Annotated in this window: 13 protein-coding genes and 1 pseudogene; 3 read left to right on the top strand and 11 right to left on the bottom strand. The window is 61.8% G+C overall.

All coding sequences use genetic code 11. The features are described 5' to 3' along the window. The first annotated feature begins 534 nt into the window (after nucleotides 1-534). A complete protein-coding gene (locus IFO71_RS15145; protein WP_225444686.1) occupies nucleotides 535-870 on the top strand; it encodes a helix-turn-helix transcriptional regulator in 336 nt (111 codons plus the stop codon). Next, a complete protein-coding gene (locus tag IFO71_RS15140; RefSeq protein WP_192030495.1) occupies nucleotides 860-2,182 on the top strand; it encodes a type II toxin-antitoxin system HipA family toxin in 1,323 nt (440 codons plus the stop codon). Before IFO71_RS15145 ends, IFO71_RS15140 begins: the two co-directional genes overlap by 11 nt. Nucleotides 2,183-2,904: 722 nt before the next feature. Here IFO71_RS15140 and IFO71_RS15135 read toward each other — a convergent pair. From IFO71_RS15135 to IFO71_RS15085, 11 genes are all read right to left on the bottom strand, one after another. Then, on the bottom strand, nucleotides 2,905-4,395 hold the full coding sequence (locus IFO71_RS15135) for a right-handed parallel beta-helix repeat-containing protein (protein WP_192030494.1): 1,491 nt from the start codon (nucleotides 4,393-4,395) through the stop codon (nucleotides 2,905-2,907). A 48-nt stretch (nucleotides 4,396-4,443) separates the two neighbouring features. After that, nucleotides 4,444-4,767 (bottom strand): hypothetical protein, encoded by a 324-nt coding sequence (locus tag IFO71_RS15130; RefSeq protein ID WP_192030493.1) that lies wholly within the window; start codon nucleotides 4,765-4,767, stop codon nucleotides 4,444-4,446. A gap of 147 nt (nucleotides 4,768-4,914) precedes the next feature. Then, on the bottom strand, nucleotides 4,915-7,140 hold the full coding sequence (locus IFO71_RS15125; RefSeq protein ID WP_192030492.1) for a xanthine dehydrogenase family protein molybdopterin-binding subunit: 2,226 nt from the start codon (nucleotides 7,138-7,140) through the stop codon (nucleotides 4,915-4,917). Continuing rightward, nucleotides 7,137-7,607, bottom strand: a complete 471-nt coding sequence (locus IFO71_RS15120; protein WP_192030491.1) for a (2Fe-2S)-binding protein — start codon at nucleotides 7,605-7,607, stop codon at nucleotides 7,137-7,139. The genes IFO71_RS15125 and IFO71_RS15120 overlap by 4 nt, the downstream gene beginning before the upstream one ends. A 186-nt stretch (nucleotides 7,608-7,793) precedes the next feature. Further along, nucleotides 7,794-12,719 (bottom strand): FG-GAP-like repeat-containing protein, encoded by a 4,926-nt coding sequence (locus IFO71_RS15115; RefSeq protein WP_192030490.1) that lies wholly within the window; start codon nucleotides 12,717-12,719, stop codon nucleotides 7,794-7,796. Between the two features lie 546 nt (nucleotides 12,720-13,265). Then, nucleotides 13,266-14,006 (bottom strand): hypothetical protein, encoded by a 741-nt coding sequence (locus tag IFO71_RS15110; protein WP_192030489.1) that lies wholly within the window; start codon nucleotides 14,004-14,006, stop codon nucleotides 13,266-13,268. 73 nt (nucleotides 14,007-14,079) lie between these two features. Further along, the gene (locus IFO71_RS15105) at nucleotides 14,080-17,787 is read right to left on the bottom strand and encodes an FG-GAP-like repeat-containing protein (RefSeq protein WP_192030488.1); all 3,708 of its coding nucleotides are present in this window, start codon (nucleotides 17,785-17,787) and stop codon (nucleotides 14,080-14,082) included. 283 nt (nucleotides 17,788-18,070) lie between these two features. Further along, a complete protein-coding gene (locus tag IFO71_RS15100; protein ID WP_192030487.1) occupies nucleotides 18,071-19,303 on the bottom strand; it encodes an SMP-30/gluconolactonase/LRE family protein in 1,233 nt (410 codons plus the stop codon). Between the two features lie 177 nt (nucleotides 19,304-19,480). After that, nucleotides 19,481-19,906: a hypothetical protein gene (locus IFO71_RS15095; RefSeq protein ID WP_192030486.1), complete on the bottom strand. Its 426-nt coding sequence runs from the start codon at nucleotides 19,904-19,906 to the stop codon at nucleotides 19,481-19,483. A gap of 70 nt (nucleotides 19,907-19,976) precedes the next feature. Beyond that, nucleotides 19,977-22,640 carry a protein kinase domain-containing protein gene (locus tag IFO71_RS15090; RefSeq protein ID WP_192030485.1) on the bottom strand — a complete coding sequence of 888 codons (2,664 nt, stop codon included), beginning with the start codon at nucleotides 22,638-22,640 and terminating at the stop codon, nucleotides 19,977-19,979. A 36-nt stretch (nucleotides 22,641-22,676) separates the two neighbouring features. Further along, complete coding sequence (locus tag IFO71_RS15085) at nucleotides 22,677-23,177, bottom strand: nuclear transport factor 2 family protein (RefSeq protein ID WP_192030484.1); 501 nt, start codon at nucleotides 23,175-23,177, stop codon at nucleotides 22,677-22,679. Between the two features lie 88 nt (nucleotides 23,178-23,265). Between IFO71_RS15085 and IFO71_RS15080 the strand changes: the two are divergent. Continuing rightward, nucleotides 23,266-23,526, top strand: a pseudogene (locus tag IFO71_RS15080) (isocitrate lyase); the annotation flags it as partial. Between the last annotated feature and the right edge of the window lie 127 nt (nucleotides 23,527-23,653).

The following is a 23,653-nucleotide window of genomic DNA, read 5'->3' as shown; positions in this document are numbered from 1 at the left end:
GCTACGCTCGGTCGGCTGCTACGCAGCAACGGCTACTTCGTAGCCTGCGCCTTCGCTACGCTCGGTCGGCTGCTACGCAGCAACGGCTACTTCGTAGCCTGCGCCTTCGCTACGCTCGGTCGGTTGCTGTCGCAGCTACGCGGGACTGCGTCCCGATCTCGCCCAAGTGGGCCCACCACTTGGGCTCGTCGCGCCTTGCACTCGACGCAAAGTCCTCGGTGATCATCCGCGCCCCCTCATGGAATATCCGGGCTAGGCTCGCCGGCCCGTAAGGACACGGGGATCGAGTTGGATTCTGAATCGCCTGCTGAGCATGCAGAAGATCGGGGCTACGCCTCCGTTGCAGGCGGAGCCCCGATGTGTACACAGGACGACGACATCTCGCGATTGACCGTTGGAGAAGGCATATTGCTCAGATATGACCGTTTTGTCGGTCATTTCAGTTGATTTTATTCGTGCTCATATCCAAGATGACTCATGAGGCGGTCAAATCGCGCAGCTATGACCGATGAGCAAATCAGACGGGTTTGAATGATGCCAACGACGAAGCGCACCTATGCCCGCTACACCACTGAGGGGATTGTCCTGTTGGGCAAGATGATCCGTCATGGGCGCAAGCAGCGCAAAATGACCGAGATGGAATTGGCCGAGCGCTTGGGCATTGCCCGCAGCACTCTCCAGCGGTTGGAGAAGGGCGACCCAAAGGTGGAAATCGGCATCATGTTCGAAGCGGCCACCTTGGTGGGCGTGAAGCTCTTCGATAGTGATGAGAAGGGAATCAACCGCCTCTCAGATCGGCTGGATGACCGCATCGCCGTCCTTCCCAAGCACGTTTACAAGACCGGAAAGAAGGTCGTCGATGAGTTCTAAGCTGCCGAACTATCATGAGGCCTATGTCTGGGTTTGGCTTCCCCGCACGACCGAGCCCGTTGTCGCTGGACGCTTGAGCGCAGAGAGCGGTCTCGTCCACTTCAACTACGGTAAGAGCTACCTGGAGCGCGAGGACGCGCTCCCCCTCTATCTGCCCGAGCTTCCGCTCAAGCCAGGTGAACTTCCGCTCCATGATGGCCTCACCATGCCGAGCAGTATCCGCGATGCTGCGCCCGATGCATGGGGGCGGCGTGTCATTCTCAACCGGAAGTTTGGTGTCAAAGGTAATGAGCTCGGCAATCTTGAACTGTCTGAGCTGACCTTCCTCCTGGAGTCAGGCTCTGATCGCATTGGCGCACTCGATTTCCAGATCTCGCCGAACCAATATGTGCCGCGCTCCCCAACAAACGCCACGCTCGAAGAACTGATGGCGTCTGCAGAGCGGGTCGAGAAAGGCATTCCGCTCTCCCCCGAGCTTGACCAGGCACTGCACCACGGCAGCTCAATTGGCGGCGCGCGTCCGAAAGCACTGATTGAAGATGGCGCCATCAAGCATGTGGCCAAATTCTCATCATCGTCCGATTTCTACAGCGTGGTGAAAGCGGAGTATGTTGCGATGCGCCTCGCCGCACGTTGCGGCCTTGATGTCGCCCCGGTTTCGCTGGTGAGTGCCTCGGGCAAAGATGTGCTTCTCGTAGAACGCTTCGATCGCGTAAAAGCGGAGGCGGGCTGGCAGCGCAAGATGATGGTTTCAGCCCTGACCATGCTTGGGCTGGATGAAATGATGGCGCGCTACGCGAGCTACGCCGATCTTGCCGACATCATCCGTCACCGGTTCACCGAGCCAAAGGCGACACTGCGAGAGCTGTTCGCGCGCATCGTCTTCAACATCCTCTCAGGCAACACCGACGACCACGCACGAAATCACGCGGCCTTTTGCAACGGCGAGATGCTTTCGCTCACGCCAGCCTATGACATTTGCCCGCAGGGGCGCGCGGGGCAGGAGGCGACGCAGGCTATGCTCATTACTCACAACAACCGCGCCAGCCGCGTTGCGACCTGCTTTGAGTCAGCGCATCACTTCTTGCTGTCTCAGAATGAGGCGATGCAGATCGTCGAGGTCCAGTTGCGCTGCATCACTGAGCATTGGGCTGCGGTTTGCAATGAGGCGGATCTTTCGGAAACCGAGCGCAATTTCTTCTGGGGGCGGCAATTCTTGAACCCCTATGCCTTCACCGCGCTTGAAGGGGCATCAGACGCGATCCGTAAGCTCGCTGACCAGCTGCGGAAATTCGTCGCATCCAATTTTTAACAAGACCCTTGCGCACCGGCAGGCACTTCTCGATCAGCGCTGCGTTGCCACGCAATTGATCAGTCTGCTCGGTGGTGGTGAAGCTGCCCTAACAGGGCAGCGCCATGGGCAGCTGTGCCAGTCTGTGAGTCAGACTCCTCATGCGTCACCACCATTCTCGAGGAACAGAGCGGATGCAACATTGAGGCATGAGAGGACGGAGACTTTATGGCTTGATCGGAAGGAAGCGGCCAGGAGGGGGCCGTCAGGGCTGCTCCCTTCTCCCTGTGGGAGAAGGTGCCGGAAGGGCCGATGAGGGCACGTATACGCCGTGGGTGTGGTTGCAACCAAACGGTGACGATACCCGGCCGCTTCGGGTCACCGCCACGCTGGCTGAGCTTGTCGAAGCCAGCCGTCCCAGCATTGCAACCTCAATGCTCGCGTGGGTACCTTCAGGCTCGCTTCGCTGAGGCCCCCTTCGACAAGCTCAGGGTGCGTCAAGGCCATTCCATCGCTACCGCCCTCGGACTGTTATCCGCCGTTCCGGCTGTCTCTCAGTGCGAACAGGGCAAGCCATCGTCCGCTTCGGGTCGAAAGTGCCATTTCAGACTGCGCCAAACAACGTTAAAAGTTCACTCTTTCGGTGCCGTGTATCGACCGCGCCCTCTTATCGCCATGTTCAGCGCGATTTTCAGTCAAACAGCAAGATACAGACCAAGAGGAGCCTCGCGACGCTTGGTTTCTCACCTTCCCTCAAACCCATCCCAAAACCCCTGCCCCGGGTCGTACTCATCCGCGCCGATATCGGCCGCGCCGTCTGCGCCGTAGCGTTTGCCTCGCAGGTCGCGTTGCACTCTGGCGGCAGTGGTGGGGTCGGCTTGATCGCGGGCCAGATCGCTTTGCTCGCTTAAGCGATAGGCTAAGTGCTGACGGGCTGGGGCGCCGAGCAGTTCGGTGTCGGGCGCGAACTGCAGGTCGGCGGTGGGGGCAACGCGGTTGGCGACGATCGCGGGCCCACTGCTGGGATGGATAGCGGCCGCGTTGCCGCTGACCAGGTTGTTGCTGATCTGGTAGCCGGCGATGCGGGTGGGGTCGGTGGCTACGACAACGCCGGGCTGGGTGTCGGTGATCACCGTGTTATGCCAGACATACATATTTCCGGGGCGGTCGGCGTTGGCGCCGTCGCGGGCGTGCGCTACCCAGATGCCGACGCGGCGGTCGTCGGTGGCGATATCGGGCATGGAATTGCTGGGATCGGGTTCGGCAGTCAGCGGCGCCGTCGATGGCACGATCAGATTGGCGTAGATCAGGCCGCCGCTGGGCGCCGCCGGGTTGCGCGCCTGATCGCCCAGGCCCTGGTGATAAATGCCCGGCCCCTGCCCGCCCAGTATTCGATTGTGATGCACTGAGCAGGCCGATCCCTTGGCGATCATGATGCCGCTGTTCTGGTCGCGCAGCAGGTAGCGGCTGTCGTCAATCACCACGTTATGATCGATCTCGCAGCCGGCGCTCGCCGAACCGACCTGTATGCCATCCCAGCCGGCGCCTTGCACCGTGTTGTGGTGGATACGGACGCCGCGGATCAGCGGCACAGCGGCGCTGCCATAGAAGGAGCTGCCGATGTAGAAGCCCTCGCGAAAGCCGCCCAGGGCATTGCCATGCGCGTCGACACCTCGATGAATCAGTATGTGATGCAGCTCGATATCTTCGATGGCCTCGGGTTCGGCGCTGCCCTCAAAGCCGCGCACACCCACCGCCTGCACGCCGAAGCGATCGGCATAGTGAATCTCGATGTGATGGGCGCGCAGGCCACGCAGCGGCGGCGCGGCGGCGCTGCGCTGTTTCATCCCAAAGGCCTGCTCGGCCGGGGCGACGATGCGAAAGCCGTAGTCGATGCCTGCAACGCCGTCGCCGGCAAGCTCGACGAACTGCGAATCATCGAGATACACCCGAGCGTGCTGCACCAGCACCTGGCCGCCGACATTGACGATCTTGATCGGCTGCGCAGGCGTGCCGATGAAATTGATGAACTCGAGCTTGTCGCGATCGTAGACGTCGGCCTGGATGCATACCGTCGCCCCCGGCGGCACCGGCCCGCCCGCGTTCAAAGTGGCGCCGTCGACCCGCTGCGGAGCCCCGGACAGCGGGTCGACGGACACCGAAAAATCACAGGCGTGCACCAAGGAGCAGCCCACGCAAAGCAGCGGGCCAAGCACGTGCTTGAACGAATACATGGGCGCGACAGCCGCGTCAGTACCACCCGGTCACGGTCGAACCATCCGTCAGCGACAGGCATCAAGCTCGCTGAGCTGGCTGGCCGATTCCAGGCAGCGTAGCTCTGCCGCAATCTTGATCGGCGAGCGCGTGCTGTTGTTGCGGCGAAACTCCACGTCGTGAACGCAACTCTCCGGGGTGGTGCCGATCAGCTCCTTCACGATCGGCCCCGACATCGGCAGATCGCGCTGACTCAACTCCGCTTCAACGAGTTTGAGCTGATTGGCGCAGACCTCCGCCGAACTCGGGGCGCGAAGCGACCAGGCGATTCCCGCAGCGGCGAGCAATGCCAACGACACCAGGGTGAGCAAGCTGTATTTCAAGATTTTCATGAGCAGGTCCTGAGGAGCAGTGGTGGCAGCTCAGTCGTTTCTTCGCTGCCGTGTACCTTTCTAACGCGCACTTCGGCGAAGTCCGCCAGACTCGCGCTCCCCTTCGAGTGGCCCGCTGTGTAGCCAAGGCAGGCGCCGGACGCGCACTCACACCACACTCAGCTTGGTAGCGATCGGCAAGTCGCGAATGCGCAATCCGCAGGCATCGAAGATGGCATTGCAGGTCGCAGCCATGATCGGATGAGTTCCGGGCTCGCCGACGCCGCTAACACCCGCGTCGGACTCGATGATATGCACCTCAATCGCTGGGGTCTGTGCCAGGGTCAGGATGCGATAGTCATGGAAGTTGCTTTGCTGCACCTGGCCGGCAGCAAAGCTGATCTCGCCAAACAGTGCTGCCGACAAGCCGAAGATAATTCCACCTTCCATCTGCGCCCGCACATTGTCCGGGTTCAGCGCGAAACCGCAGTCGACCACGCAAACCACCCGCTCGAGTTTGAGCTCATTGTCTCGCACGCTCAGCTCGACCATCTGCGCGACATAGGTACCGGAGTAGACAATCGCGGCAATGCCACGCCCTTGCCCCGGCGACTTGGCATCCTGCCATCCCGACTTAGCCTTAAGTTCACGCAACACGCGAGCCATGCGGCCGCGCTCGATCACGTCACTGCCCCAGCCCTCCTTCCACGGCACTTCGATCGGCTGCTGGTCATCGGCCAGCAGCTCCAGCCGGGCCTCGAACGGATCGCGGCCGCTGGCGCGAATCAGCTCATCCAGAAAGCACTCCTGCACCGTGTAATTGATCGTCGGATACGACGCCCGCCACCACGCCAGAGGCACCGGCAAGGCGGTGATGTGCTGACTCATCCTGATGTTTGGAATGGCATAGGCCATGATCTTGGCCGGCATGAACACGGTGAAATCCAGACCGTTCTCCAGCATCTGCGGCTCGCGCAGCTTCCATACGCTGGAACAGGCGATGCGTTGTTCCCATGCGACGATGCGGCCGTCCTTCACCGCGCCGCTCAACTTTTGCACATAGGGGCTGCGATAGCAGGCAAAGCGCATGTCTTGTTCACGCGACCAGACCAGCTTGACCGGCGCGGCGGCGGCGCTCGAGATCAGCAGGGCCTCGATCGCATAGTCGACCTGCAGCCGACGGCCGAACGAGCCGCCGATCAGGGTGGTGTGAATCTGGATCGCGTCCTCGGCCAATCCGGTGATGGACTTCACCGCTTCCAGCAGACGGTTCTGCGCATGGCAGGGCACCCAGATCTCACAGCGCTCAGCGCTCAGCGAGGCGGTGCAGTTCATCGGCTCCATCGGCGCGTGCGCGAGGAAAGGGCCGCTGTATTCGGCGTTCAGCACCTGATCGGCCGCCGCCATGGCCGACTCAAGGGTGCCTTCCTCACGGAATACCAATCCCGGCAGCTGCGCCAGGTCGCGCAGCTCTTGCATGTACCCGACAGAGGCGAACTCCTGGTTCTGGCCCAGCTGCCACTCCACTTGCAGCTTCTGCGCCGCCTGCATCGCCGACCAGGAATTGGTCGCCAACACCGCCACGCTGGAACGAATGTACTCGGGAAAATCACTGACCTGGGTGCCTTCGATTGCCACTGCGCGGACAAAGCCCGGCACCGTGCGGCATTCAGTATCGTCAAACGACAGCAGTCTGCCGCCCACCACCGGGGCACGGACCAGGCTGGCGTGCAACATGCCGTCGATCGCGTGATCGATGCCGTACTTGGCCTGGCCGGTGACCATATCTCGGTTGTGCTGATTCGGATGACTCTTGCCGAGTAGGCGGAGCTGCTGCTTTTGCTTGGTCGGCGCGGACGTGGGCGGGGTCAGCTTGGCTGCCGCTTCGGCCAGCGCCCCATAGCCTAGCGTTTCCCCAGTATGCCGATTCACTACCCGGCCCTGCTCGGTAGCGCAGGCATTCAGCGCTACACCCCATTGCTGAGCCGCTGCCTGGCACAGCATCTGCCGCACGGTGGCGAGATGGCCGCGCACGGCATTGAAGGTATAGGCGGCGGTGTAACTGCCACCGGTTTCCATGCCGCCATAGGTGGAACTTGGTGATGGGTTCACTACCCGGATCTGCGCTAGCGGCGCGTCGAGCTCTTCGGCTACCACCACGGCGGCAAGTGTACGCACGCCCTGTCCCATCTCGGTCTTCTTGTAGATCAGGGTGATCAGGCCATCGGTATCGATATTGAGAAAGGCGCTGAGCTGGGCCGAGCGAACTGTGGGCTTATGCTTAAGCGGACCCGCCTGTTCAGCGCAGCCAAGTCCGAAGCCGAGGAACAAGCCAGTGCTGGCAATCGATGTCAGGCGCAGGAAGTGGCGGCGACTCAGTGGCTGGACCTTCATGCAGCCGACTCACTCATCTTCTCGGCCGCCAGCGCCACTGCCTGACGGATGCGCGGATACGTGCCGCAGCGGCATAACACATTCATATGCTGCTCGATCTGCTGCGCAGTTGGCTTGGCATGGGTATGCAGCAAGCCGGCTGCATGCATGATCTGCCCCGACTGGCAGTAGCCGCACTGCGGCACATTGAGTTCCTGCCAGGCCTGCTGCAGCGGGTGTTCGCCATCCGCCGATAAGCCCTCGATGGTGCGAACCTCGCGTCCTTCGCAGGCACTGATCGGCAACACGCAGGAGCGCACCGGCTCGCCGTCCAGATGCACCGTGCACAGCCCACAATAGCCAATGCCGCAGCCGTACTTGGTGCCGGTAAGCAGCAACAGGTCACGCAGCACCCATAGCAAGGGCATGTCGGGCGGACAGTCCAGCCGGCGGGTTTCGCCATTCAGAGAGAAAGTGATTGTGCTCATCGTTTCACCATCAGAGGGGATGCCGAGCCGGCCCTGGAGTGGTCCTTGGTCTGAGGCCGGCCCGGCATCGTTATCCGGCCCTACGCGCTGCAGGGCTCTTCTGACTATGAACACGTGCTATCGAAGCGAGTCCGCCAGCGCGGCGCGGAGACTCGGTCGCGCCGCGACCGAGCCCGGCGAGCATGGCTACTCGAAGCCGCTGTGGAACACGCGGCCGCCTGATGCACTGAGCACGTTGAGTTGCACCGACGCGCTGGCACTTAGCTCGCCGTCCCGCAGCTCGACCAGCAAACTGTCGACGCGACCCGCCGTCAGCGCTTGAGCATCGAGTACTCGGATCATCCCGCTGGCGGAGTCCAGGGAGTACAGCGCCGCACCACTACCACCCAGCAGGTGATAGCTCAGCACTCCGCCGTCATCGTGTGCCTGCAACTGGCCCACCACGGCGCCATTCTGGATCGGCAACTGCACCTGGTAAGGTCCGGCATGGTCGAACACCGGGGCAGCATTGGCCGTGGTTATCGCGATCGACACCTCAGTCTGTACCGTGCTGCGGGCATCGCTGGCACTGACCCACAGCTGCAGCGTGCTGCCGGCGACCAAGCCATCGCTGTTGGCAATCGTGAGCCGCCCATCGGTCGCCGAGATGCTGAAGCGAGCGATGTCGGCACCGCCAGTCAGCGCGTAGCTGAGGTGGTGATCAGCGGCTCCGCCGTCTCCATCCACGGCATCGACATCACCGATTACTGCCCCGCTCGCAGCGCCAACGCGCACACTGAACGGTCCGCTGGCGATGAACACCGGCGCATCATCGCCGTCGACGATCGACATCTGAACCAGCGCCTCGCTGCTACCGCCCTGGCTGGAGGTGGCGCGTACGCGCAGGTTGTAGATTTGCCCTTGCTGCAGGCCCGCACTGCGCGACAAGCGAATTTCCCCAGAGTCGGCATCGATTTCGAACAACGCGTTCGCCGTGCCGGAGACGATGCTGTAGCTAATGTTCTGATCAGGTGTGCCGCCGTCTCCAATCTGCGCATCGACATCACCGACGATGGCTTCGGCCGGGCTGTACTCGTCGACATCGAACGGACCGCTTTGCACGAAGATCGGTTCACTACCGCTACCGACCACGTTGATACCGATGCGCTGCCGAGTGGTGCCGCCGCTGGACATGGCATCCACATCGATCCGCAACTGATCGCCTGCCCGCAGCCCGTTACCATCCGCCAGCATCAGCCGCCCATCTTCCGCGTTCACCGCAAAATGGCGATACGAACCGATCGGCTGCAGGGCGTAGGTGACGCCCTCATCGGGCGCACCGCCGACCCGGCTGATTGCATTGATGTCACCGATCAAGCCGCCATTGATGGTGCCGAGTTGAAACGAGTACGGCCCGTAGTCAACGAAAACGGGCGGCCCGACGACCGGCTGCTGTTCGACCTGAATCAGCACGCTGATTGTCTGCATCCAGGGCCCATCAACCAGCCGCACTTGCAGTTCATAGCTGCCGCTCTGCAAGCCCGCGGGTGCGGCATGGGTGATCACACCGCTTTGCAGATCGACCGCGAAGTAGGGCTCACCGCTGCCGCCGATCAGAACGTAGGCGACATTCTGATCGGGAGGCCCGCCGTCGCCATCGCTGGCATTGATATCACCGACGAGGTCGCCGATCTGAGCCGGGATGTACGTGGCAAATGGACCACCGTCGATCACCACGGGCGGATCATTGCCATCGACCACATTGATCACCACATCACGCGGCGCCTGTGCCGCACCGTCGTGGGCAGCAACGGTAATGGTATAGGTTTGGCCCTGCGCTAAGCCGGTGTTATTGCCCAGGCGGATGACACCGGTAGTCGCCTCGATGCTGAAGCGTGCTGGCGAGGGTTGACTCAGGATGCTGTACTGGATGCCAACATCGGCAGCACCGCCATCGCCGTCGTGCGCGTTGACGTCGCCGACCAGTTGATTGTTGCTGGCGTACTCGTCGAGATTGTAGGGACCAAAGTGGGTGAACACCGGCGGCCGTGTCGGGTTGATCTGTACGCTAACATCGACTTCAGTCGACTGACTGGCATCGCTGGCGCGCACCCGTACGATTCGGGTGCCGGGCGTTAACGCCGAGCCATTGGCCACGCGCAGCCGGCCGCCAGCGGCTTCGATCGAGAACAGCGAGGCGCCATTGCCGCCGACGATACTGTAGGTAATCCCCACGTCGTTGCCGCCGCCGTCACCGTCATGCGCCTGCATGTCGCCCACCAGGCTGCCATTGGTGGCCGCGGTGCCAATGGTGAACGGCCCCGCGGCGGTGAACACCGGCGGGCTGCCCGTGTCGACCACATCGATCGCCGCACTGACATAGTTCATCGGCAAGATGCGCAGCGCCGACAGGGCAGTGTTGTGCCTTGCCGCTGCCAGTTCGGAGCGCACTCGCAATTTGGCCTTCCAGGGCAAGGACCCTGCCGCCTCGGTGTAGCGTGCTACCAAGTACAGGGTCTTGGGCGATGACGCTATCACCGGCAGACTAAAGCTGAATTGCGGCGCGGGGGAACTCAGGTTGTGGCTGCTGAGTAGCTGATCAGGCGGCGCCGTCATGCTGAACACGCCATCCTGATTGAGGTCATGCCACAGCTCCATCGACGTCCACATCGACTGTGCTTCGGCCGCTGTCAGCGGGCTGTCGTCGGCGGCATCGAGTAGTTCAACCACGATGCTCTGCATTTGTGCGGCGCTTTCGCCAATCCGCCCTAGATGCGCAACATCGACTTTCAGCAGCACACTGGCCACACCACTAGCCGGCTGCGGGCTGCCTATGAATTCGGGCAACAGCCCGAACTGTCCGTGATCCAGCGCTGCCCAGCGCAAACCGAGGCCGACGCCCGACCACAGCAGATCGGGCCAGCCATCGCCATTGAGATCGCCCCACTTGGCAGAATACAGCGTGGCCGCGGGGCCATTGAGTTCGCTGCGCCTGAAGCTGGTCGGCGATAGTTGCTCATACAGAATGGGTAAGGCGTTGCTGCCGCCCGGCGTCAGCAGCACGTCAACATCGCCATCGTGGTCGATGTCTTCGGCATCCACCAGCAGCGGGCGCGTCTCATCCTGTGCCGCGATATCGGTAATCGCATGGCCACTGGCGCCCGACACCCAGAACGGCCGTCCCAGTTCCACACCATTGGCTCCCGACATCGAACCCGAGGCCACCACATCCAGAGTCCCATCCTTGTTGATGTCGGCGATATCGATCCGACCTGCGGTTCGCCCCCCGGTATTCCAGCCTTCCGGCGCCTGCAGCACGCCGTTGAGATTGCGCATCCAGGCGATCTGGGTCGGCACGCTGCTGGCGGAACTACGTGATGAGTAGAGCAGATCGACCCAGCCGTCGCGGTCAAGATCGGCCAACGCCAGATCCCAGGCATCATCGGTGTTCAATGATTCCGCAGCGCCATAGATGGCACCGACGCCGGTGTGACGGAACAGGGTCAAGGCGCCGCTGGTTGGCGAGTTGGAGATGAAGTCGACGTCTCCGTCATGATCGATGTCGACCAGCAAGGCTTCACGCGCGGCACCGGCCCAACTTCCATCCAGCGCGGGAACACCGTTGGCAGCCTGCAGCAGGCGTTCTGCGCCGGCGCTGACGTTCTGCGCAAAAGCCCAGTCAGGCAGGCCATCGCGATTGATATCGGCAATCGCCAGCCCGGCGCCAACCGGCTGGGACTTGCTGACCGTACGACCGACATTGCTCAGGCTGCCATCGGCCTGCTGCAGGAACACATCCTGGTAGGTCGTGTTGGCATTGCCGTGCAAGCGGGCGCTGGCCACGATGTCGTTGCGGCCATCGCGATTGACGTCAAACACCCGCGGACCGTAACTGACATGATTGCTGGAGACAATCTCGCGACTACCGAACACCACACTACGGTGCAGGTCGATATTGCGCTCGATCTGCAAGGAGCCGCTACCGCTGCGGGTGGTGACGATATCGATATCGCCATCGCGATCGAAGTCGGCGACCGCAATGCCATTCGGGTCGCTGGCGGCGACGGCCTGCAGGTTGCGCGACAGCCATTGGCCACTGACTCGATCGTTCTCGTACCAGACGGTGCGGCCCGCGTCTTCCGCAGCGACCGCGACATCAAGATCACCGTCGAAGTCGAGATCAGCAGCCTCTAGCGCACGCGCGCCCGCGACGCTACCGGGCAGGGTGTACACCTCGCCGAACAGATAGTTTGCGCCTCGCGGCGGGCCTGTTATGACCCGAACCTGGCCGCTCGCCGGCAGGGTTGCCAGCAGATCCGGCGCGCCGTCGCGGTCGACGTCAGCCGCGATCAGGTCGCTGGCGCCGCGAAACCAGGTCGAGCTTTCCGTGGCGTTGAATCCAAACGTGCCGCTAGCGCTGGTGTTGCGGTAGGCATGAACCTTTCCGCTGCCCGTCTGATCGCCGACCACGGCGAAGTCGGGCCAGCCGTCGCGGTTGAAATCCTCCACCACCAGGCTGGGATTACCGCGTACTTCGGTGAACAGGTGGCCAAAACAGGCATCGAAGTACTGAACCGGTTCGGCGTAGTTGCAATACACCAGCACCTGTCGCTCATTGCGGGTCGGACTTTCCAGAAACACCACGATATCGTTGCGGCCGTCGCGGTTGAAGTCGCCTACCGCCGCGCCGACGTGCTCGATGTTGTTGTTTGCCCAGGCTACCGTTGTCGAGCTGTAGTTGTCGGCACCATCGTTCTTCAGTACGCGGACGCCGCCACCGTTCCCGGCAACTTCGCTCAGCAGCAGATCGGGGCGCTTTCCAGTTCCGAGCACGGTCGCTGGAACCAGGCCACGGACATCGTCGCTGCTGGTGTGCAAGGTGAACGCGGACCAAGTGCCGTTGGCATTCTGCCGGCGCAGCATGATGGCGCCGTTGCTGCGTGCATAGTAGAGATCGATATCACCATCGTGGTCGTGATCGTGGCCAATCAGTTCGTCCATAACGCCTTGATTGGTCACCAGATCGGAGGGCGCTGCATAAGGCACTTCGACCGCCGACGCGGTGGGCGCGATCAGCGTAACCGCCGGCAAGGCGCATAGCGATAGTGCTGCAGACTTCAGCAACTTGTTCATTACGTCGTTCCATCACAGATTTTGAGTTCGGTCCCGCCAACGCGTGGGCCAGGCATTCAGTGTGATGAAACGCGTTCCTTTACCAAGTCCGCCAAACTATTGATTCGGCAACTTGAAGTTTGAACATCCTGTTCAAACCTCAAGTCCCGCGCGTCCGGTACCGTTCGACAGGCTCACGGCGAGCATGCCCGTACGCGCGGACGCTGCGGAGCGACTGCATCGCTGCGCGCGTGCAGCCCATCCTTGGGCTGCTCATTGACCCGGCCAATTAAAAATCAATTGGCCGAGGAAGACAGCGCGGGGAAGGCGGGCGCGAATGCGGCGTGCCCGAGACTGGCAAAGCCGCGAGCATGGCTGGCGCGACGCCGAATGCGTGGCGACGGAAGATCTCTGCGCCGCAAAACAGCGCCCGATGCATGCTGAGGCGGCTGCATGCAGGATTGTTCGTTCAATCGTACGACCGGCTCGCGACACGCCTGCAACTGCAGAACCGCACCACCTTTGCCTTAGCAGGCGGTTTCGCGTGGCATTTCAGTAGCCCGTCAATCAGATCTGATTCGCTTCGCCGGCGGTCAGCTCCTGACCGCTGTCGCGGCGCTTGTACACCACCTCATTGCTGCCGCGAATGCCGACGAACTCGACATTCTTCTTCGCTTCCCATTCCACCACCAGGGCCGCGGCCTGATCGATGCGTTGTTGCAGTTCTGTCGCGCCCTGCTTGAAACGATCATTGGTGGCGCAGCGGGTGCCAGCCACCTGATACCCTTCACGGCCGGCTGACCAATATTTGCGCGCCGCTTCCAGGTCCTTGCGGGCAAACCAGACCACCCGAGTATCACCGCGTCGCTGGTACTCGCCGTTAGGATCCAGAATTGGCTTTAGTCGCGCCTCGACATTGCGGGCGCAGATCGAGCTTACGCTCAGACTTGCCGCGCCCTCGCCAGCGGCATAGCGCTGCATCAGCGCCTGACACGGGGGAAGGATTTCCTTGGGTACGCGGCCCATGATCTTTCCTGAGTACTGATCGACATCCGGGTACAGCGCTCGGGCCTTATCCATGCTCAGCACGTACTTCTGGTAATCGCTTTCTGAAACTGCTTCCGCAGGCGACTGCCTTTCTGCTCGGCGTAGGGAAGCCGTGCATGCGCTGATCGCAGAACCAGCAGCGTTCTGGATTTCATGGTTAAGGACGGGCTCGGCGGCGATACCGTCGCTCATTTGACCCGCAGCGATGAGTCCAACCAGGCCCAGCATAACGCCAATCTTGTAGAACTGCTGTTTGTGCATTGTGGTCGTCCATTGGAAAGTATTGGTCCGCCAGGCCACACGCTCAGGGCGTCCTGGCGGAGAGGGAGAGCTGTCAGTCTTCGAAACCGCCGATAAAGATGAGCGGTTGCCGCTCTCCGACGATAACGGTCACTTCAAAGGCAATGGTGGGCGCGCCAGCCTCCTCGACATTCAGCAGCAGCGTGTGCGTGGCCGGGCCCTGCAAGCCACTGGCGTCCTTCACCGTGATCCGGCCATTGCTGCTGTTGACTTCGTAGTAGGGCGCGCCGTTGCCGCCGGCGATGGTGATATCGATGTCGGCACCACCTGGATCATCATTGGTCCATTCAAGCTGTCCGACCAGGGCGCCCATCGGCGTGCCCACCGGCACGATAAACGGACCCGTGACAGTGAACGTGGGCGGATCGTCTCCGTCCAGCACGGTGATAGTCACTGTGCCCTCGGTGCTGGAGTTGCCGTCGTCGGTAATCACTTGCAAGTCAATGCTGGTCTGCTCGCGCAGGCCGGTTCGATCCTGCAGCTTGATCAGGCCATTGACCTCGATGCGAAAGGTGCTCGCGTGCTCGCCGCTCAAACGGTAGGTGATGTTGGCATCGGGGGCGCCGCCGTCGCCGTCGTTGGCATCGATATCGCCAAGCGCGGTGCCGTTGGGGGCGTATTCGCCAATGCTGAATGTGCCGCTGGCCGGGCTGGGCGGGTCATTGCCGTCAACGATCTGAACAGTTCGCTCGGCCGTGGCGCTCTGCCCGTCAACATCGGTCGCCCGGATCAGCAGGCTATATGACTGGCCCTCGACAATGGGGGGCGACAGCAAGCGCAACTTACCAGTGGCAGGATTGATTCCAAATTTCGACTGGCCGGCTCCTCCGATCACTTCAAACAGCAATCCCAGGTTGGATTGCGGCTGATCCGGGTCTCTGGCCACGACACCCGCGGACAGCTCTTGCTGGGCCGGGGCATATTCGTCCACTGAAACGCTGGCCGGTAGCTCAAAATAGGGCGCAGCCTTGACCGCAACAATCGGGTTGCTGGTATAGGTACCGCTCAGTATATCCAGCGCAGTGCCCTGTTCACTGTGGGCAGCCGTTGCGTCCTGTGGATCCATACGCAGTCTGAATGCCAGGCCTTCTGCACCAGCCTGATGCGTGAAGTGGGCCACAACGAACAAGGAGTTCGACTGCTCTGCCGGAATGAGAGCGCCTGCATTGATCAGCAACGGTCGTTGACTCAGGTTGTTTGATCCCAGCAGCTGATCGGCCTGCGGGTTGAAACTGTCGTTGCCGTCCTGATCGAGCCAGATGCTAAGGCTCTGCAGGCTGCCCTGTATCGACCCCAGAGCGATCGGCTGTTGATCGACGTCCAGCAGATCCACGCCGATTTCCTGCAGTTGCGCGGCGGCATTGCCTTGCCGACCGAGGTGGATCGCCTCGATGCGTGCAAGCGCCACCAGGGCGGATGAAGCCGGCGGCGCAGTCACAGCATCGGAGGCTGGCAGGGCCACCTGAGCCGACTCGCCCAATGCCAGCAACTGGCCGCTGAGGTTCCTGCCATTGAATGTATCCAGCACACCGTCGCCATTGATGTCTGCGATCTTGGTCGCCACAAGACCGTCTGCACCGGCAATAACGTCGCGCCGCAGGAAGCCGCCGCCGAGCTGCTGCTCGTACAGCACCACGTTGTACCTCGTAGACGTTCCGTCCAAGTAGCTCTCATTCATGAAGATGTCGAGATCGCCGTCGGCATCTACGTCCGCTGCCTGCACGTCGAGATTTCCTCTCAGCGCGGCGCTATCAATGTCGGAGGAGGCATGCCCCGGGGCGCCCGACACCCAGAACGGCTTCATGACATTGCGTCCGCCGCAGATGACATCGATGCGTTGATCGCCATCGACATCGGCCAGTTCAATACGCCCTGCCTCGCGCCCAGCAGGCACGGCAAGACTGGACTCGGTAAATGCACCGGAGCCGTTGTTGGTCAATAGACGCAGCTGCACCGGGTCCGCCGAGGCGCCCGCCTTGCTGGAATACACGACATCGACGTCTCCATCGCGATCGAAATCTGCCACTTCCATGTCGAAAGCGATCTGCGAGATCGCGATCGTCTGCAGATCGTAGGTCGGCGTGTCAGAACTTGCGCGGCGAACTCGAATGCCAGCGGTCGACAGCGACTCGATGATGTCTACGTCGCCATCGCCATCGATGTCGGCCGCCGCGACATTGTTGGCGCCGCCGCTGAGTGCCAACACCTGGTATGAACCCGCAGGCAGGTTGGGCGAGGCAACCAGTCTCACTGTGTCGCTGAACGCCGCCAGCAGATCGGGATCACCATCGCGATCGAAGTCGGCGAAAGCGAGACTCTCCATGCTGAGCCGGGTGCCGCCGCTGCCCATGCTTACCACATCGTTCGGCACAAGCTCTGGGCTCATCTCGCGAAGGTAGGCGTTGGCGCCGGCTCCGGTCACCGTTGCATAGTCCAGCTGCCCATCCGAGTTGGTGTCTGCAAAGGCGAAGTCTGCCGAATAGCCCGCTGCCGGAAGCGCCAGGGCGCGTCTGCCGGATGCCGGGTACATGACCGAGCGGTGTGTCGCCGTATTGCTGCGCAGCTTGATATCGCCGCCATTGAAGTCGGCGAAGACGATGTCCAGATCGCCATCGCGGTCGGTATCTACCAGGGCGTGACCTATCGGGAAGCCAGCAGCGGTGGCGGTCAGCGTTTGGCTGAGCAGCGAGCTCCCGGCGTAGCGATACACAACGTTCTGTTTGGCTGCGGAGGCGGTGACGACGATCTCATCCAGGCCGTCCTGGTCCAGATCATGCAGGGACAGGTCAACCGCTCCGTCGGCGGTCTGCGGCCCAACCAGGATTCGCGAGCGATCGAAGAAGAAGCTACCGCCTCGACCCGAACCGGGAATGACCACTACTCGATCAGCGTGGAACGCCGCCACCGCAAGGTCAGGCGCACCGTCGCGATTGAAGTCGGTCACGCCCAGTGCATAGGGACCGTCTGCCAGTGCTGCGGTGAGCGAATCTGTCCAAACTTGATGTTGCGTGAAGCTGGCACCGGCACCCGAGGTGGTGTTCTGGTACCAGGCGACGCGATCATTGTCGAAGCCGGCAACCATGAAGTCTTCCCAGCCGTCGCGATTGAAGTCCCCGACCAGGATGTCAGCCGCACCTTGAGCACCGGGCGAGGTTGTTTCCCAGCCCAGCTCAAACGATGGCGCGTTGAGGTCACCGCGATTGAGATACACGGCGATGCGGTAGGTGGCCGGACTGCCACTGCGTTTGCTGGAAAACACGATATCCAGGCGACCATCGCGATCAACGTCGAGCGTAGCCACCGGCGCCACCACGGTGCTGGTATCGAACTCGACGATGGTGGAACTGCTATGCACATCGGCGCCATCGTTCTGCAGCCATCGCAAACCGCCCTTGGTACCGCTGCTGCTCTGACCCCGAATGCCGACTAACAGGTCGGGCCGACGCATGCCGGGACGAAGAAAGGCAGGCTGCAGAGTAGCCGCCTGCGCCAATCCACTGGCGAGTTCCACGCGATTGAAGCCCGTCTGCGTGTTTTGCAGCAAGATCGCCTGGCCATCGGCAAGGTAGTAGAGGTCCTGATCGCCGTCGCGTTTGTAGTCGAATGCGACCAGGGAATTGGCTGCGGATTCGGCCGGAGAGAACACCACCGGGTCAGCGAAGGGCAGGTCATTGGCCCACGCAGACAACGGAATCAGGGCGCACAACCCCAGGCATGCGCGTTTCAATGGAAGGTTGTTCATTGTCAGGATCTCTTGGGTCGATCAGGTGCGATCGGGCTTTCCAGGGATAACGCCAGTTCGGCGCAGCTCCGCCAGCCGATCGTCGGCACGGGGCTGGCTTGAGGTTGCGCACGGCGCGAAGGGCGTGCAGTCGGTAGCAGGCCGATAACAAGGTCTTCCTGCTGTTCCCGGGCAGGCGGCGACCGGGCTGCCCTGACTTGATAGCGTCAGTGCACGGCTCGCTGCCCTGGGCAAGCCGGCTGGCGTGTTCGACGCTGCGAGGCAGCGAGTAGTCTTTTCGAACTCACCTCAAGGGCACAGCAATCACTTCCGTGGGCCTGAGCGTCTCGGAGTTCTTGAACCCGTTGCCGGCCTGATACTGCGCAACATGCGAATTGGCGATCACCATCAGCTTGTCGCCGACGATGACCCCGGTAGTCGGTTCGGCGAAGGCGCCATGATGATGGGACTGCAGTACGCGCAATGCGCTGATGCGCTTTCCGTCCGCCGCAAGTTCGAGTCGGATGACGCGACCGGGATTGGTCCAATTCTGGATGCCAAGCAATGCACCGTCTTTCCAGTAGAGACCATCGATTCCACCGCTGACCACATCATCGGGTTGCGGCAGGCGCTCGGCAGCGCCGGTTCGCGGGTCAAGGCGCGCAATGCCCAGCGACAGGGTGACATAGAGCGTTCCGTCGGCTGCTACCGCAAGACCATTGGCACCGCGCACACCACCAACGTCGCCAAAGCGCTCGAAACTGGTCGCGTCGACCGCCATCTTGTACAGCGTGCCGCTGCCTGAGTCGGTGCAATAAACGTTGCCGTCAGCATCGGTGGTGACATCGTTGAGTTGCACCGCATCGGCGACATCGAAGCGCTGGTCCAGGCGCCCGTCACTGAGCCGGTAACGCAGAACCTTGTTGCGTCTGGGGCCGGTTGATTCGGCATCGGAGACGCCAGTGCTGATCGCATAAAGCCAATCGCGTGCGCCATCCACGCGCAAACCCAACACTTGGTCGAGCTGGTCGTCCGGCTGCGAGAAATCGCTGGCCTGTCCGCTGACATCGATGCTGACAATCTTCTTCTGCGCAATGCTGCCAATGAAGTAGCGTCGACGCTTAGCATCGTAGGCGATGCCTTCAGGGATCAACCTGGGATCGTCCAGACGCAGATGCACCGGCGCATCGGCAGTCTTCACCTGTTCGTCGGCGAGCTGCCTACGTAAGGCTTGGAATTCAGCATCGGCCCATAGATCGTCAAATCCGCCGCCCTGTGTCGGCAGCAGACCGAGCCCTCGATCGCGCAACTCACTCAACCTGGACAACGCCAACTCGCGGCGGCCGAGCTGACTTAGCGTCATCGCCTCGACGAACACCAGCATGCCGTCGCGCGGTCGCTCGGAACGCAACACGGCTATGCGTGCCAACTGCTGGTTCAGGGCTGTCTGGCGAACCGGATCGACCTCAACGGCGGTAGCCGCGTCCAAACCACTGGCGAAGACTATGGCGAACAACAACTTGCGGCGCAGGGACATGAGTAAATCCTTTGGGTTACCGGCACCGCTTCGTGCACGAGGATGCACCGACCGAGACTGAACAGCCCCGTGCTGGATGCTCGGCGCGAGCGGCTGCGGCGCCTTGTCAGCGCGCTGAGTAGTCCCAGCAGCCTGCCAGGTCTTGAAACGCGGATCGACGCGAATTCCGCCAAGCCCTCACCGCCCTGGCGATGGGCCGGATGGCGGAACGCGTGCCAGCAACAGCACCTCGATCAACCGCCGCAGACAGTGGGCGTCGTAGTCGGCATTGATCTGGCGGTACTGTCCAGGATCGCGGTTGACCCGTGCTTCCACCATGTGAAATCCATCACCCTCCGCAGCAAAGCGGGTCGTGAACACGCAGAACCCGCTCCAGCTGCGATGCAGATGGAGCATGCTGTCCTCCATATAGGCGAACCAGCGATCGTCCATCGAACGCGGGAGGAATCCACCGCGGATGCGTTCAAATTGGGCGCGGCTGAAGCGCAGCTGCAGATCCAGCCTTGCGTACTGGGCAGGCAAAGGGTGACAGCGCGCTCGCATGATCTCGAACAGGGTCTTGTGAACGGTCGTTGCGTCTGCTGCGGGGGCTGGCGCCAACATGCCTGCTCTCTGCCATTTGGTGTTGCTGATATCAACGTCAGATCGGCAAGGATCCGCCAGACCCATGAGATTAATGGTGGATTGCAGGACAATCCTCATCGAGGACACTCGGCACCAGCTTCCGAGTTTGCGCCCCCAGCAAGCCCTGAATCGTTTGCAGCTGCGCACAAAGATGACGTTGCGTCTTCAACAGTGGCGCAGCGTTTTCGAAGGCCAGCTCGAACAAGGGAATCGCTTCGTCGGTGCGGCCCAATCGGATCAGTGACTCCGTGTGCAACAAGCGCAAGTCAATCAGTGCGTACTCACCATCCCGGACGTGTGGCGCCAGCACCTCGATAGCACGTTCCGCTACCGGCAGACTGAGATCCGGTCGACGCCGGTGCCAGAGCAGAAATCGTGCATACAGGCGCAGGGTGTAGCCATTGCGGTAGTTGTCGCGCCCATGCACCTCGGCCATGCTGCGATTGACTGACTGCATGCGGGCGTCGAGTGCAACAAAGTCAGCGTTATGGTCGAGCGCCATGGACAACGCATTCAACTGTTCGGCCTGCAGGGTGAGCGGGTTGGTTTCACCTAACGCTTGCTTGAAGATGCGCAGCGACTCGGCGCTGGCGCGCTGCGCCTCCTCGGCGCGCCCTTGGTCGTAGAGCAAATAGGTCAGCATGGTGAGGATCCGCGCCACCTCTGGATGATCGGCACCTTGCTGATGGCGCCGAATGCTCAGGGCCAGCGTATAGAGTTGTTCGGCTTCGGCGTCGTGGCCCTGAACTTTCAGAGCCTGACCCAGCATGTAGGCGGCATCCGCCCGTTTCGGGTGCGCTTCGCCCAACAGTTCGGCAAAGATGGCCATCGCCACCCGACCATCCGCCTCGGTCCTGGCATAGTCGCCGCGCTGGTAGAACGACTGTGCACGTTGAACCAGGATGTTTGCCACCTGCAGGCTGCGTTCACCATACGCCCGACGTCCGTAGCCGAGAGCCAGTTCGGCGCGCTGCTCGGACAAGGAGAGCTCGCCGAGCAGGTAGGCAACAAGTGCGCCGCGTGCATGGTGATTGGCCGCAGCGGCCAGCGTATCGCGCTCCCCGTTCTTAGCTATTAGCTTACGTGATGTGCTGTCAGCGCGTAGAAACCATGCTCTTGCCTCGTCGTACGCGGCGCGGCGGGCCAGGCGCGCGGCCAACGCATCCGCCGCCTCCACCGCCGCCCAGTGCTCATCCACACTTGGCAGGGTCGGATCACCCAGCGCAGCGCGAAACATGGCTTCGGCCTCGCCCATCTCACCCTGGTCCTCGCGCAGGCGGCCAAGTTCAAGCAGCACAAGACGCCGTTCGTCCTGCAGCGAAGCAGCCCTGGCTTCAAGCAGCAGCAGTGCGCGTTGCAGACTGGCATCAGCACGATCAAACAACCCGACTGTGCGGTAAATGGTTCCGAGGGTAAGGCGCAGGGTCACTTCGAGTTCTGGCTCATCACGCAATGCCTGGTCGAGCATCGGCGCACTGCGCTCTATGGACTGCAGCAGGCTGATATCGCGCTGCCCGCTTTCGCCGGGATCGGCCGAGGTCAGCAATTCCATCAGCACCTGGTTCACCGTTGTGGCGCGCTGGCGCTGCGCTTCGGCGACCTGCAGCGCGGCTAGCGTTTGTTGTTGCAGCCGCCACGTGTTGAGCTGAAAGGCGCCTGCGCCAACCGCAAGCAGCAGGGCTCCCACACTGGCCCAGCGATTGCGCAGCAGCCATTTGACAGCGCGATAGGCAGCGCCACGCGGCCTGGCCCGCAGTGGACGGAATTCCTGCCAGGCGCGCATGTCGTCGATTAGCGCCGAGACATCCGAGTAGCGCCGAGCGGGTTCGACCTGGGTGGCGCGATGGACGATATCGGAAAAGGCGCACCGCAGGCTGTGTCGGGTCCAGTGGGCAAACCCGCCCAGATGCGCCAACTGTCGCTGTCGACGCTGCTCGCCCCAGCCATCCCAGACGCTGCGTAAGGAGGTCAGCGCTGAACCGTCATGTTCAGCGCGAGGCGGCCGTTCGTCAAGCAGCATTTCGGCCAGCAATACACCGAGTGCGAACTGGTCTGCCTGGGCCGCGTCATAGTCGGACTCCTCGCTGAGCAGCATTTCGGGCGCGGCGTAGTACGGCGTGCCTTTTCCGGCGCCCAAATCTACCTGGCTACCCGCTGTCTCGCTCAGTGCCCTGGCGATTCCGAAGTCAAGCAAGCGCGGTTGTCCATCATCGTCAACCAGCACATTGCCCGGTTTGATGTCGCGATGAGCGATGAAGTGACGGTGAGCGCAAGCAACCGCATCGGCCACCTGAAGCCAAAGCTGCAATCGGCGCTGCAGCGCTGGCCGTTGCTGGGCAATGTAGGTGTTAAGAGGGCGCCCGCTGACCAACTCCAGCACCAGGTAGGGAATGCCCTCGCGCCAGCGGCCGACATCGAGCAGACTCACCACATTGGGATGTCGCAATGACGATACGGCTCGCGCTTCCGTCAACAACTGTTCCGGTGTTTGGGCCAAACGCAGGAACTTGATCGCCACCTGACGCTCAATGGTGCCATCGCCGCGCTCGGCGCGGAACACTACCGACATGCCGCCCTCGCCAATCAGCTCGCGCAACACGTACACCCCAACCCGTTCGCCAACCAGGGTATGCCATTGGCGTTGCTCAGCCTCCAGCACTGACCGCGCGCCGCCTCCGGTCTGGAATAGCTGTTCCGGTGTTATGCCGGACACGGGTGCAGACTCCGTACTTGCTAAGTCACCGACAGCTTACTCGCGATTGGACGCCGCGTTGGATTTCGGCGTCGCTTGGTGCTCCACGCCGGATACATGCGAGGCAATGGCCCGCCAAGCCTGGTTGCGCTTGATCAACACATTGCTGGATTGGTACGTCAGTACATAGGGGCCATTGTTGCCCTCGCCGCGGATAGTGCCCTGGCCAGCGATGATGGCAGTGCCGTTCTCGAACACTTCGATGCGATTGATTGCGTAACTCAGCGAGTGGTAGTTCGGCGGCGTGGTACGGATGTATTCGAGTTCCTCGGCCTTGCTCGACCAAACGCCGTCAGCATCGATCATCTGGAACTCATCGGCCAGAATGCCGTCGAGCAGCTGCACATCCTGGGTGCGATACGCCTGTGGCCATAGCACCTGCTTCAAATGGCGCAAGGTGTTGATGTCATCGATCTGACTGGGCGCGGCGGCGATGCTGGACAAACTGGCATAGCCCAAGACGGCCGCCAACAGGGGGAAGATCCAGTAACGTCGCATTGGCTGCTCCTCGGCTGATCATGTGCTGATCAGGGGAACGCCAAAAGATGCGACTTCCGCCAAGGTGCGAGCAGGGCCTCGAGCGCCCCGCTCGGTGGGTGCCGCTCATCCGGGCAAGCTGCTCAGGTACAACTGCTCGCCGAGCTTCAACTGGAAAAAGAACCTCGACGACAAGACCATTGCCAAATTCCAGGACGAGCTCTCCGCACTGGGCTGCAAGTACCAGTTCATCACCCTGGCCGGCATCCACATCAACTGGTTCAACACCTTCAAGTTCGCCTACGACTACGCCCGCGGCGAAGGCATGCGCCATTACGTCGAGCAGGTGCAGGAGCGCGAGTTCGAAGCAAAGCGGGGCGAGAGTTTCGACCGATGGTGTTGAGATAACAGAGTGTTCGCGATCTTTCGGCGCTGGCACGGCCCTCATTCGGCCGCTGCGCCAGGGCATTTGCCCTGAGGTCCTTTGCGCCGATTGC

The organism is Pseudomarimonas arenosa (assembly GCF_014841215.1).
In the GTDB taxonomy this organism is placed as follows: Bacteria; Pseudomonadota; Gammaproteobacteria; order Xanthomonadales; family Xanthomonadaceae; genus Pseudomarimonas; species Pseudomarimonas arenosa.
The sequence above is the reverse complement of the archived record's forward strand: the minus strand, read 5'-3'. Positions and strand labels throughout refer to the sequence as shown.